The sequence below is a fragment of the Streptomyces sp. NPDC048191 genome, from assembly GCF_040652655.1.
GTDB lineage: Bacteria > Actinomycetota > Actinomycetes > Streptomycetales > Streptomycetaceae > Streptomyces.
In genome coordinates, this window is sequence record NZ_JBEZMO010000008.1 from 204210 (window position 1) to 216462 (window position 12253).

At 70.7% G+C, this 12253-nt stretch carries 12 protein-coding genes; 5 read left to right on the forward strand and 7 right to left on the reverse strand.

Features of this window, described 5'->3' with window-relative positions:
* The first annotated feature begins 17 nt into the window (after positions 1–17).
* On the forward strand, positions 18–815 hold the full coding sequence (locus AB0D93_RS16435; RefSeq protein WP_362119666.1) for a maleylpyruvate isomerase family mycothiol-dependent enzyme: 798 nt from the start codon (positions 18–20) through the stop codon (positions 813–815).
* A 74-nt stretch (positions 816–889) separates the two neighbouring features.
* Here AB0D93_RS16435 and AB0D93_RS16440 read toward each other — a convergent pair whose 3' ends face one another.
* The 7 genes from AB0D93_RS16440 to AB0D93_RS16470 form a co-directional block, all read right to left on the reverse strand.
* Complete coding sequence (locus AB0D93_RS16440) at positions 890–1582, reverse strand: LAETG motif-containing sortase-dependent surface protein (RefSeq protein ID WP_362119668.1); 693 nt, start codon at positions 1580–1582, stop codon at positions 890–892.
* 160 nt (positions 1583–1742) lie between these two features.
* On the reverse strand, positions 1743–2867 hold the full coding sequence (locus AB0D93_RS16445) for an LOG family protein (protein ID WP_362119670.1): 1125 nt from the start codon (positions 2865–2867) through the stop codon (positions 1743–1745).
* 16 nt (positions 2868–2883) lie between these two features.
* Entirely contained in the window at positions 2884–3291 is a 408-nt protein-coding gene (locus AB0D93_RS16450; RefSeq protein ID WP_362119672.1) for a VOC family protein, read from the reverse strand.
* Positions 3292–3438: 147 nt separating this feature from the next.
* A complete protein-coding gene (locus AB0D93_RS16455; RefSeq protein ID WP_362119673.1) occupies positions 3439–4821 on the reverse strand; it encodes a hypothetical protein in 1383 nt (460 codons plus the stop codon).
* On the reverse strand, positions 4803–5543 hold the full coding sequence (locus AB0D93_RS16460) for an ATP-binding cassette domain-containing protein (RefSeq protein WP_362119676.1): 741 nt from the start codon (positions 5541–5543) through the stop codon (positions 4803–4805). The genes AB0D93_RS16455 and AB0D93_RS16460 overlap by 19 nt, the downstream gene beginning before the upstream one ends.
* A gap of 206 nt (positions 5544–5749) precedes the next feature.
* A complete protein-coding gene (locus AB0D93_RS16465) occupies positions 5750–7132 on the reverse strand; it encodes an aspartate aminotransferase family protein (protein ID WP_362119678.1) in 1383 nt (460 codons plus the stop codon).
* Positions 7117–7638: an Lrp/AsnC family transcriptional regulator gene (locus tag AB0D93_RS16470; protein ID WP_362119680.1), complete on the reverse strand. Its 522-nt coding sequence runs from the start codon at positions 7636–7638 to the stop codon at positions 7117–7119. Before AB0D93_RS16470 ends, AB0D93_RS16465 begins: the two co-directional genes overlap by 16 nt.
* Before the next feature lie 206 nt (positions 7639–7844).
* Between AB0D93_RS16470 and AB0D93_RS16475 the strand changes: the two genes are divergently transcribed.
* The 4 genes from AB0D93_RS16475 (at position 7845) to AB0D93_RS16490 (ending at position 12249) form a co-directional block, all read left to right on the forward strand.
* A complete protein-coding gene (locus AB0D93_RS16475) occupies positions 7845–9284 on the forward strand; it encodes a gamma-aminobutyraldehyde dehydrogenase (protein WP_362119682.1) in 1440 nt (479 codons plus the stop codon).
* A 173-nt stretch (positions 9285–9457) separates the two neighbouring features.
* Positions 9458–10651: an extracellular solute-binding protein gene (locus AB0D93_RS16480; RefSeq protein WP_362119684.1), complete on the forward strand. Its 1194-nt coding sequence runs from the start codon at positions 9458–9460 to the stop codon at positions 10649–10651.
* Positions 10652–10721: 70 nt separating this feature from the next.
* Entirely contained in the window at positions 10722–11171 is a 450-nt protein-coding gene (locus AB0D93_RS16485) for a hypothetical protein (RefSeq protein WP_362119686.1), read from the forward strand.
* Between the two features lie 115 nt (positions 11172–11286).
* Complete coding sequence (locus AB0D93_RS16490) at positions 11287–12249, forward strand: hypothetical protein (protein WP_362119688.1); 963 nt, start codon at positions 11287–11289, stop codon at positions 12247–12249.
* Positions 12250–12253 lie beyond the last annotated feature (4 nt).

The window sequence follows — 12253 nt, forward strand, 5'->3', positions numbered from 1 at the left end:
CCCCTAGGGTGAGGGCCATGACATTGCTCGCACACGATCGCTACTGTGACGAAATCGCCCACCAGGTCGGCCAGTTGAGGGCACTGGTGACCTCGGGCGCGGATCTGTCGGCCACCGTGCCGACCTGCCCCGAGTGGTCGCTGGAACAGCTCGTACGGCACATGGGCGGCGCCCTTCGCTGGTCGGCCACGTTGGTCCGCACCCGGGCCCAGGAGATGGTCCCGCACGAGCAGGTACCGCTCGGTGCGGGACCGGAGGCCGAGGGGGACGCGGCCGCCCTCGACGCATGGCTCGCGGAGACCGGCGAGCTGGTCGTCGGGGCGCTGCGCGAGGCCGGACCCGAGGCGAAGGTGTGGTCCTGGACCGGCGTGGCCACGAGCGGGTTCTGGGCCCGCCGGATGACCCATGAGATCACCATCCACCGCGCGGACGCGGCGCTCACCGTCGGTGCGCCCTACGAGGTCGCGCCCGAGGTCGCCGCCGACGCGTTGGACGAGTGGCTGCAGCTCGTGGAGTGGGTGCAGCGCTCCGGGGCGCGCGCATGGGCCGAGGAGCTGCGCGGGCCCGGCCGCAGCATCCATCTGCACGCCACCGACGCCGGCCCGGCGCTGGACGCCGAGTGGCTGATCGAGCTGGGCGAGGACGGTGTCTCCTGGCGGCGCGGCCACGAGAAGGCCACGGTCGCCCTGCGCGGCCCGCTCACCTCCGTGCTGCTCGCCTTCTACAACCGGCTGCCGCTCGACACCCCCGGCCTCGAGGTCCTCGGCGAGCGTGAGCTGCTGGAGTTCTGGCTGAAGCAGGCCACCTTCGGCTGACACACGACCGCGGCCCGTCCCCTGGGGATAGGGGGACGGGCCGCGGTGGCGTACTGGTGAGAACGGGCGAGGCGTCAGCCGTTGCCGCGCGCCCCACGACGGCGCATACCGAAGTAGACCGCGCCACCGCCGACGACGACCAGCGCGCCCGCGATGCCGGCGATCAGGCCGGTGTTGGAGTTGGCACCGGTCTCGGCGAGGTTCGAGTCACCGGCCGCCGGGGACGGCGCGTTGCTCGGCGCCGCGCTCGCCGGAGCGGAGCTGGAGGCGGAGTCCGACGGGGTCGGGGTCGCCGACTCGGCCGGGGCGGACTTCGACGGCGACGGCTTCGGCGTCGAGGAGGCCGGCGGGGTCGGGGTCGGGGTGTCGGTCTTGCAGGCGGTGGACGGGGTCACCAGGTCGGGCTTGATGTCCTCGTCGACGATGTTGGCCGCCTTGACGTGGACGCGGTAGGTCGCGTTGGGCTTCCAGTCCTCCGGGAAGCTGACCGGAGTACCCTCGGCCGACCCCTTGACCTCCTGCTTGCCCACCTGCGTCTCGACGCCACCCTCGTTCGAGAACACGGTGATGGTGGCAGAGGTGCGCGAGGCGTCGGTGTCGGTGACGACGATGACACCCTTTTCGCCGTCGCACTTGGCTTCGGCCTTGAAGTCACGGATGTTGCACGCGAACGCGGAGCTGGACAGACCCAGCACGACCGCGGCCGAGGCGGAGGCAACACCCAGAATGCGCACGGAACGACGCGCGCTGCGGCGAGTTATGGACACGTTTGTCCTTTACAGAGTGCATAACTGCGGGGGGCTGTAGGGGAGTTGGGGCGACAATGAGGTGAGGCCCCAGCACCCCCAAGAGGCTCACAGGTCTATAAGCGCTCCATAAGCAGTGTCAACGCATATGCCACCAACGGCCGTTGACTTTACCTGCATATTAACCGCCGAGACGTTTGACCGCCTCCGAAGCCTGCTCGATTCGGTCAACCAGGGCGATACGGGACTCCATCGGGCGACCGCGGGCCAGCGACCGCAGCAGCGGCCAGGCGGGCAACTCCGTCGTCCAGTGCGCCTCGTTCACCAGTACCATCGGCGTCGGCTCACCGCGCGACCCGTAGTAGTTCGGCGTCGCGTTGTCGAAGATCTCCTGTACGGTCCCGGCGGCGCCCGGCAGGAACACCACCCCGGCGGTGGAGCGGGCCAGCAGGCCGTCCTCGCGGGTGGCGTTGGCGAAGTACTTGGCGATGTGCGCGGCGAAGGCGTTGGGCGGCTCGTGGCCGTAGAACCAGGTGGGGATGCCCACCGAGGCGCCGCCGCCCGGCCAGCGCTCGCGGACCTCGAAGGCGGCGCGCGCCCAGTCGGTGACGGACGGCCGGAACGAGGGTGCCTTGGCGAGGAGCCGGAGCGCGTCGTCCAGCATCTCGTCCGCGAGGGGGGCGGCGTACGCGCCGAGGTTCGCCGCCTCCATCGCGCCGGGTCCGCCGCCGGTGGCGACCGTGAACCCGGCGCGGGCGAGCTCCCGGCCGAGCCGGGCGGCGCCGGCGTAGGCGGCCGTGCCCCGCTCCATGGCGTGGCCGCCCATGACGCCCACCACCCGGGCGCCGACGAGGAGTTCGTCGAGGGCGTCGGAGACGGCGTCGTCGTGGATCGAGCGGAGCATCGAGGCGAAGATGTCGCCGTCTGCCTTGTTCTGCTGGAACCAGGCGTACGCGAGGGCGTCGGGGGTCGTCTCGTAGCCCTCGCCGAGCGAGTCGAAGAGTTCGTCGGGCGTGTAGACGAATCCGCGGTACGGGTCGAACGGCAGCCCGGGGACCGGCGGGAACACCAGGGCACCGGAGGCGCGCACCGCGGCGGCCGCCTCGGCGTCCATGGGGCAGCCGAGGAAGACGGCGCCGGTCGTGTCCGTGCCGAGCAGGACGTCCGTACGGCCCGTCAGATCGACGGCCTGGACACGGTGGTGGGCGAGTGTGCCCTGTTCGGCGACGACCTCGTCGAACTCGGCGAGGGACTCGATCTCACGGTCGCGGGCGGCACGGTTCGGCTGGGCGGGTATCGGATGCACCCGCCCATGCTAGGGGTCAGCCCTGCACCGCGGCCGGGTCCATCCACATGACCTCCCAGGTGTGGCCGTCGAGGTCGTCGAAGGCGCGGCCGTACATGAAGCCGTGGTCCTGGGTCTGCCCGCTCGCCGTGCCGCCCGCCGCGATCGCCCTGTCGACCAGCTCGTCGACCTTTTCGCGGCTCTCGGCGCTCAGACAGACGAGCACCTCGCTGGCCTTGGTGGAGTCGATGATCTCCTTCTTGGTGAACGTCGAGTAGTGCTGCTTGCTCAGCAGCATCGCGACGATCGTGTCGCTGATCACGACACAGGCGCAGTCGTCGGTGCTGAACTGCGGGTTGATGGTGTAGCCGAGCTCCGTGAAGAACTTCTTGGACGCCTCGACGTCGTCGGTGGCCAGGTTCACGAAGATCATCTGCTGGTACATGGGGGTCCCTCTCCCGGGGTGGTCCGTCGCTGGGGTCAGCGTGTTCGGTGGGTAGACAGGGGGCTCCGGGAGAACTCATCGGTCGCCGCGGAACTTTTTTCAGCGGTCCACGGTTTCAGCGGTCCATGGTTTCAGCGGTCCGCGGTTTCAGCGGTCCACGGGAAGGGCCGCGGCGACGGCGACGGCGAGGGTGAGCGGGCCGAACAGCGCCAGCAGGGCCGCCGCGCGGAGGGCCGCGGCCGCCCGCAGCATCGAGACCGGGGCGCCGAGCCGGAGCAGCGCGGCGGTCGTGTCGGCCCGGCACTGGCGGGTCTCCACGGCCGCGGTGAGCAGGGTGGCGACCGTACAGCCGGTGACCAGCAGCGCGCCGAGGACGGTCAGGGGGCCGAACGCCGGTCCCGAGCCCGCGTACAGCGTGGTCATCGTGTAGCCGGCGGAGGCGACCGCGCAGACGACCCCCAGGGGGCGGCCGATGCGGATGGCCTCCGCCATCAGGACCCGGCCGGAGAGGAGACGGAGGGCACCGGGGCGGGTGGACTGGAGGAGCAGGCCGCACAGGTGGGTGAGGCCGGGGCCGGCCAGGACGAGGCCGCCGGCGGTGAGGAGCCGGCCGAGGAGGACCGCCGTGTTCGAGTGGTCGGCGTAGGCCTGGACCGCGAGCCCGACGGCCAGGAGGGTGATGCCCCAGGGCAGCCCGGTGGGGGCGCCGCCGGAGGGGCCGGCCGGACCGGCGGCCGGGGCGGGCGGCTCGGGGTCGGTCTCGCCGCTCTGCGCCGCGAGGCCGCCGTCCTGTTCCGGATCGGGAGCCGCCCCGTCGGCTGCACCCTCGGCGGGCCGCGCGGGGGATCGCCCGCTCTGCTCGGCCTCCTCACCCGGGTCCTCGGCGCCACGGCCGCCCGTCTCCGTACGACCCCTTCGTGCCCCGAACCTGCCGTACGTCCCGAACGTCTCCCGTGCCGCCGAGGAGCCGTACGCCCCGAACCGGCCGTACCTGCGCAGCAGCGGGGCGGTGGGGCGGGCGTCCCTCGGGCGCAGGGCCAGGGCCACCGTGGTGGAGGCGAGGGCCGGGACCAGGGCCAGCAGCGTCAGGGTCGCCGGAACCGGGAGGTGCTCGTCCGCGGCCAGGAAGTCCGCCGCCGCGCCGTCGAAGGGCATGCCCGTGAGGTCGCCGCGCAGATGGAGGAAGACCAGCAGGGCCAGCAGGGAGCCCAGGGCGCAGGACAGGGCCGTGGTCAGCGCGGAGATCGCCATCAGGCGCGCCGGACCGAGACCCACGGCGGACAGGCCGGTGCGCGGCCGGGTGCCGGGGTCGGTGCGGGCGACGGCGAGCGCGAAGTACGCCGTGGCGGCGAGCGGCACCGCGCACCAGGAGAGCCGCAGCGCGGCGGCGTCCGCCCGCTCCGGGTGGCCCAGGGCGTAGCCGAGGCAGGCCAGCAGCAGAAAGCCCGTGCCGCCGGCCGCCGCGGCCACCAGCAGGCGGCGCAGCTGGACGGCGGGCCGGGCCGCACGGGTCAGACGGAGAGCGACCACGCGGCGTGGCCTTCCGTCTCGGGGGCGTCCGGCAGTTGCACGGTGCTGACGAGCCGGCCGTCCAGCAGTGCCACCGTGCGGTCGGCCAGGGCGGCGGTGTCGGGGTCGTGCGTGGCGAGGACGACGGTGATGCCGTGCGAGCGGGCGGCCGTGGTCAGGGTGCGCAGCACGTGGGCGCGGTCGGCGCGGTGCAGCGGCGCCGTCGGCTCGTCGGCGAACAGGACGGTGGGCGCCGGGACCAGTGCCCGGGCGATCGCCACCCGCTGGCGCTCGGCCTGCTGCAGGACGTGCGGACGGCTGCGGGCCCTGTCGCCCACGTCGAGCCGTTCCAGCCACTCCAGTGCGGCGACCTTGGCCCTGCGCCGGCTGGTGCCGCGCAGCATCAGCGGGAGTGCGGCGTTCTCCCACACGTTCAGCTCGGGGACCAGCACCGGCGCGGGGTCGATCCAGCCGAAGCGGCCCCGGCGCAGCCGCTCCCGGCCCATCGGGCCCAGGGTGTGCAGGGGCGAGCTGTTGAACCACACCTCGCCGGTGCGCACCGGCACCTGGCCGGACAGACAGTGCAACAGGGTCGTCTTGCCGCTGCCGCGCGGGCCGGTGACGGCGAGGATCTCGCCCTCGCGCACGCCGAGCGAGACCCCGGTGAGCCCGGGGGAGCCGTCGGGGTGCGTGAAGTGCAGGGAGCGTGCCCAGAGCACGTCGTTGTCCGGCGGGGCCTCCATGGGCGTACACCTCGGTTCTGATCCGTTTTCCCGCATCCGATCCCTCGTCCGGGGGAACGAAGGCTGGGCCGATCGGTCACTGGAACGCTAGGCAGCCGCTCCCGGGAGGCCGGACAGCACACGGCCCCGGGCCGCCGTTCCCACTCGAACGGACGGCACCGGGGCCGGGACGGTCATCCGGTCGGATGACCGGGGTGACAGGGGGCTCAGAGCTTGGTCCACGCCTCCGTCAGCGTCGCGCGCAGGATCTGCTCGATCTCGTCGAAGGTCTCCTGGTTGGAGATCAGCGGCGGGGCGAGCTGGACGACCGGGTCGCCGCGGTCGTCGGCACGGCAGTACAGGCCGTTGTCGTAGAGCGCCTTGGAGAGGAAGCCGTACAGGACGCGCTCGGTCTCCTCCTCGTTGAAGGACTCCTTGGTGTTCTTGTCCTTCACCAGCTCGATGCCGTAGAAGAAGCCGTTGCCGCGGACGTCGCCGACGATCGGCAGGTCGTGCAGCTTCTGCAGGGTCTGCAGGAAGGCGCCCTCGTTGTCCAGCACGTGCTGGTTGATGCCCTCGCGCTCGAACAGGTCGAGGTTGGCGAGGCCCACGGCCGCGGAGACCGGGTGGCCGCCGAAGGTGTAGCCGTGCAGGAAGGTGTTGTCGCCCTTGTAGAACGGCTCGGCGAGCCGGTCGGAGATGATGCAGGCGCCGATCGGGGAGTAGCCCGAGGTCATGCCCTTGGCGCAGGTGATCATGTCCGGGACGTAGCCGAACTTGTCGCAGGCGAACATCGTGCCCAGGCGGCCGAAGGCGCAGATGACCTCGTCCGAGACGAGCAGCACGTCGTACTGGTCGCAGATCTCCCGGACGCGCTGGAAATAGCCGGGCGGGGGCGGGAAGCAGCCGCCGGCGTTCTGCACGGGCTCGAGGAAGACCGCGGCGACGGTGTCCGGGCCCTCGAAGAGGATCTGCTGCTCGATCTGGTCGGCGGCCCAGCGGCCGAAGGCCTCCGGGTCGTCGCCGAAGATCGGGGCGCGGTAGATGTTGGTGTTCGGCACCTTGTGCGCGCCCGGGACGAGCGGCTCGAACGGCGCCTTCAGGCCGGGCAGACCCGTGATGGACAGGGCGCCCTGCGGGGTGCCGTGGTAGGCGACCGCGCGGGAGATGACCTTGTGCTTGGTGGGCTTGCCGGTCAGCTTGAAGTACTGCTTGGCGAGCTTCCAGGCGGTCTCGACGGCCTCGCCGCCGCCGGTGGTGAAGAAGACCTTGTTCAGGTCGCCCGGGGCGTAGTCGGCGAGGCGCTCGGCCAGCTCGACGGCCTTCGGGTGGGCGTAGGACCACACCGGGAAGAAGGCCAGCTCCTGGGCCTGCTTGAAGGCGGTCTCGGCGAGCTCCGTGCGGCCGTGTCCGGCCTGGACCACGAACAGACCGGCGAGACCGTCCAGGTAGCGCTTGCCCTTGTCGTCGTAGATGTAGGTGCCCTCGCCCCGGACGATGGTCGGGACGGGGGAGTTCTCGTACGAGGACATGCGGGTGAAGTGCATCCACAGGTGGTCGTACGCGGTGCGGCTGAGGTCCTTCTGACTCACGGTTATCGGGTTCCCCACATGTAGGTCTGCTTCTTCAGCTTCAAGTAGACGAAGCTTTCGGTGGAGCGCACCCCGGGCAGGGCCCGGATGCGTTTGTTGATGACGTCCAGCAGGTGGTCGTCGTCCTCGCAGACGATCTCGGCGAGGATGTCGAACGAGCCCGCGGTCATCACCACGTACTCGACTTCCGACATGTCGGTCAGCACGTCCGCGATCGACTCGACATCACCCTCGACGTTGATCCCGACCATCGCCTGCCGACGGAAGCCCACGGTGAGCGGGTCCGTGACGGCGACGATCTGCATCACGCCCTGGTCCAGCAGCTTCTGGACGCGCTGCCGCACGGCCGCCTCCGACAGGCCGACGGCCTTGCCGATCGCGGCGTACGGCCGGCGGCCGTCCTCCTGGAGCTGCTGAATGATGGCGAGGGAGACGGCATCCAGCTGAGGGGTGCCGCCGTTCCTGGACTCGCGGGTGGAGTCCCTCTGGTCTGCGCTTCGACTGGCCACGACCTCACTGTGCACGACGTCTCGACAGTTTCGCAAGGCCCGATCGATGAAATTCGTTGTTTGAGAGACCGAGTCTTGCGGATTTCGCAGAACTGATGGCGGTGGGGGTGTTGAAAACGTGGGCTCGGCGACTAGGGTGGGGTGTCTCAGTGACTGGACAGCCGACAGGGCTGGACAAAGCTGGACAGCTCGAACCCTCGAACCTGATCAGGAGGCCGGCAGTGAGCACCGAGCTGCGTCGTCTGCGCAACTACATCGACGGTGAGTTCCGGGACGCCGCCGACGGACGGACCACCGAGGTGGTCAACCCCGCGACGGGCGAGGCGTACGCGACCGCGCCGCTGTCCGGGCGGGCGGACGTGGACGCCGCCATGGAGGCCGCCGCCCGCGCCTTCCCCGCCTGGCGTGACACCACCCCGGCCGAGCGGCAGAAGGCGCTCCTGAAGATCGCCGACGCCTTCGAGGAGCGCGCCGAGGAACTGATCGCGGCCGAGGTGGAGAACACGGGCAAGCCGACCGGGCTGACCCGCTCCGAGGAGATCCCGCCGATGGTCGACCAGATCCGCTTCTTCGCGGGTGCGGCGCGACTGCTGGAGGGCCGCTCGGCCGGCGAGTACATGGAGGGGATGACGTCGATCATCCGCCGTGAGCCGGTCGGCGTCTGCGCGCAGGTCGCCCCCTGGAACTACCCGATGATGATGGCCGTGTGGAAGTTCGCCCCGGCGATCGCCGCGGGCAACACGGTCGTCCTGAAGCCCTCGGACACGACCCCCGCCTCCACGGTCCTGATCGCCGACATCATCGGCTCGATCCTGCCCAAGGGCGTCTTCAACGTCATCTGCGGCGACCGCGACACCGGCCGTCTGATGGTCGAGCACGACACCCCGGCGATGGCCTCCATTACCGGTTCGGTGCGCGCCGGCATGTCCGTCGCCGAGTCCGCCTCCAAGGACCTCAAGCGGGTCCACCTGGAGCTCGGCGGCAAGGCCCCGGTCGTCGTCTTCGAGGACACCGACATCGCCAAGGCCGTGGAGGACATCTCCGTGGCGGGCTTCTTCAACGCCGGCCAGGACTGTACGGCCGCGACCCGCGTCCTCGTCCAGGAGTCCATCCACGACGAGTTCGTGGCCGCGCTCGCCAAGGCCGCGTCCGAGACGAAGACCGGGCAGCCGGACGACGAGGACGTGCTCTTCGGCCCGCTGAACAACCCGAACCAGCTCAAGCAGGTCTCCGGCTTCATCGACCGCCTGCCGGCGCACGCCAAGGTCGAGGCGGGCGGCCAGCAGGTCGGCGACAAGGGCTACTTCTACGCCCCGACCGTCGTCTCCGGCCTGAAGCAGGACGACGAGATCGTCCAGAACGAGGTCTTCGGCCCGGTCATCACCGTCCAGTCCTTCTCCGACGAGGACCAGGCCGTCGAGTGGGCCAACGGCGTCGAGTACGCCCTCGCCTCCTCGGTGTGGACCAAGGACCACGCGCGTGCGATGCGGATGTCCAAGAAGCTGGACTTCGGCTGCGTGTGGATCAACACGCACATCCCGCTGGTCGCGGAGATGCCGCACGGTGGCTTCAAGAAGTCCGGTTACGGCAAGGACCTGTCGGCGTACGGGTTCGAGGACTACACCCGGATCAAGCACGTGATGACGTCCATCGGCGAGTAGGCACCGGCGACGACGGCCGCGGCCCCGGACGGGTTCACCTCCCCGTCCGGGGCCGCGCCGTGTCGTTCCCCCCGCCATGAACTCCCGCTGATCGACAAGGTGTCGGGCAGCCGGGGGCATGCTCGACGCAGCGTCGATTGTGGCTTCGCCGCGCGGGACGGCATGCTTCCCGGGTGCCCCAGACTTCCTCTCGTACGTCCGTGATGTCCCGCCGCTCCCTCCTGCGCGCACTCGGCGGCACCGCCGCGCTCGGTGCCCTGGCCGGCTGCGGGGTGCCCGCCGCCTATGTCGCGCCCGGCGACCGGGCCGTGCCCGACGAGTCCGCGGCCGACAGGAAGCTGACCTGGGCGAACTGGCCGCTGTACATCGACACGGACGACAAGAACCCCAACCGGCGGCCCACGCTGGAGGAGTTCGGGAAGCGCACCGGGATCTCCGTGGACTACGTCGAGGAGATCAACGACAACGACGAGTTCTTCGGCAAGATCAGTCCCGCGCTGATGAACCACCAGTCGACCGGCCGCGACCTGATCGTCATCAGCGACTGGATGTGCGCCCGTTTCGTCCGCCTGGGCTGGGTGCAGCAGATGGACCGGGCCCGCCAGCCGAACGTGGCGAAGTACCTGGACCCGCTGCTGCGGACGCCCGCCTTCGACCAGGGCCGCCGGTTCACGGTGCCCTGGCAGTCGGGCATCACCGGCATCGCCTACAACCGCAGGAAGCTGGGCCGCGAGATCCGCCACGTCGAGGACCTGTGGGCGAGCGACCTCAAGGGCCGGGTGACCCTCCTGTCCGGCCTGGACGAGTCCTTCGCCCTGCTGATGCAGGGCAACGGCGTGGACATCACCAAGTGGACGGCGGACGACTTCCACGACGTCTGCGACGAGGTGGAGCGCGAGGTCCACCGCGGCCAGATCCGCCGCTTCACCGGCAACGACTACACCAAGGACCTGGTCAGCGGCGACGTGCTGGCCTGCCAGGCGTACTCCGGCGACGTCATCCAGCTCCAGGCGGACAACCCCGACATCCGCTTCGTCGTGCCCGAGGAGGGCGCCGAGCTGTGGTCGGACTCCCTGATGATCCCCAACCGCGCGAGCCACAAGGTCAACGCCGAGCGTCTGATCGACTACTACTACGCACCCGAGGTCGCCGCAGAACTCGCCGCCTGGGTCAACTACGTCTGCCCGGTCCCGGCCGCCAGGGACGTCCTGGCGTCCTCGAAGGACAAGGACACCGCGGCCCTCGCCGACAACCCCCTCGTCTTCCCGGACTCCGCGATGCGGGAGCGCCTCGCCATCGCGCGGGACATAACCTCGACGGAACGCGTGGAATTCGCGAAGCGGTGGAACAAGATCGTGGGGCTCTAGGGAGCAGCCGGCCTTGTCCGGCCAGTGCCGGACCGGCGATCCTGGGCGCACGTGAACGGGGGCGGAGAACATGACGGTGTGGGGCCTGGTCGTCGAGACGACCATGAGTGCCGGGGACCGCAAGCACATCGAGGCCAACGTGGTGGCGCACGTCCACGGAACCCGGGACGAGGCGTTCGCGGAGCTGGAGCGGCGGGCCCGGAGCTTCTCGCCCGAGCATCCCCGAAGTCCCAGGCGCCGTCGGCTCCTTCGGCACGGCGACGGGTTCCTCCTCGTCGTCGACGGGGTGTTCCAGTCGTTCGCCACCCGGTTCACGGTGGCGGAACTGCTGGAGGACTCCGCCGCGCCCGCCGCACCGCAGGACGCGCCCGCAGCGCGGAACGAGCCCGTACCGCAGGACGAGCCCGCAGCGCGGAACGAGCCGGTGCAACAGGACGCGCCGGTGGCGGACGACATCGAGCGGTACTCCGACGGCGTGCCGGTCAAGCCGGCCTGGTGGGGGCGCGACGACCTGTCATGAGCGCCCGGTCCCGTCATCCTCGGCGCCGTCCGCTTCTTCGGTACGGCCGATAGAGGCATGGCTGACCAACTCCTTTTCCTCCTACGATGGAAGCCACCGTCGGGGGAGGGTGGACGTGACGAGCAGCACGCCGCAGGGCGCCGGGCGCCGGCTGGAGGACGCGATCGCCTGGGCGGTCCGGAACGCGGACGGGATCGTCGCCATCGTCGTCGCCGTCACCGTCGGGCTGATGGACGTCCTCAACAACGACATGGACAGCAACATCGTCTCCGGCGCCACCCTGCTGGTCCTCGCCGCGCTGGTGTACGGCACGCTCACCGAGCGGCGCCGCAGGATGGCCGACATCCGGACCGCGACCGCGGGGACGAGCAGGGCCATCGAGGACCTGGCGATGGTCCGCACGCTCTCCGGCGCCGAGGTCGCCCTCGCGCACGAGCGGGCCCGGCGCGCCACCACCCGCTGGGTGTTCAAGGGCGGCACCGGCACCTATCTGCGCGCCGTCACGCTGCCCGAGTCCGTCCTCGAAGCGCAGCGCCAGCGCCGCTCCCTCAGCATGAAGATCGACATCATCAACCCGGCCGACGACCATGTGTGCGCCGCCTACGCGCGCTTCAGGAGCACCTTCGGGCCGGAGACCGGTGGCGGTTTCGGCGAGTGGACCGTCGAGCGCACCCGCAAGGAGGCCTACGCCACGGTCGTCGCCGCGAGCTGGCACCGGCAGCGGCTGGACACCCTGGAGATCGACATCCACCTCTCCTCGGTGGCACCGGCGCTGCGGTTCGACCTCTCGGACACCTGCCTGATCATCACCCAGGACGACCCCAGCCGGGTCAGCCTCTACGTGGAGCGCGACCGGCCGCTCTACGACTACTACGTCACCGAGCTGCACCAGAGCCGGGAGCAGGCCGTCAAACTCGACCTGCGCGAGGCCGTCCCGCTCGCCGACGAGCCGACGGTGGACGAGGTCAGACGCCTGCTCGACCGGCTCGGCCTGCCGCTACCGCCGAGCTTCACCGATCGTGACGTCGGCGACATCATCGACAAGGCGCTGCGCGCGGAGAACCCCTACCGCAGGTGAGCGT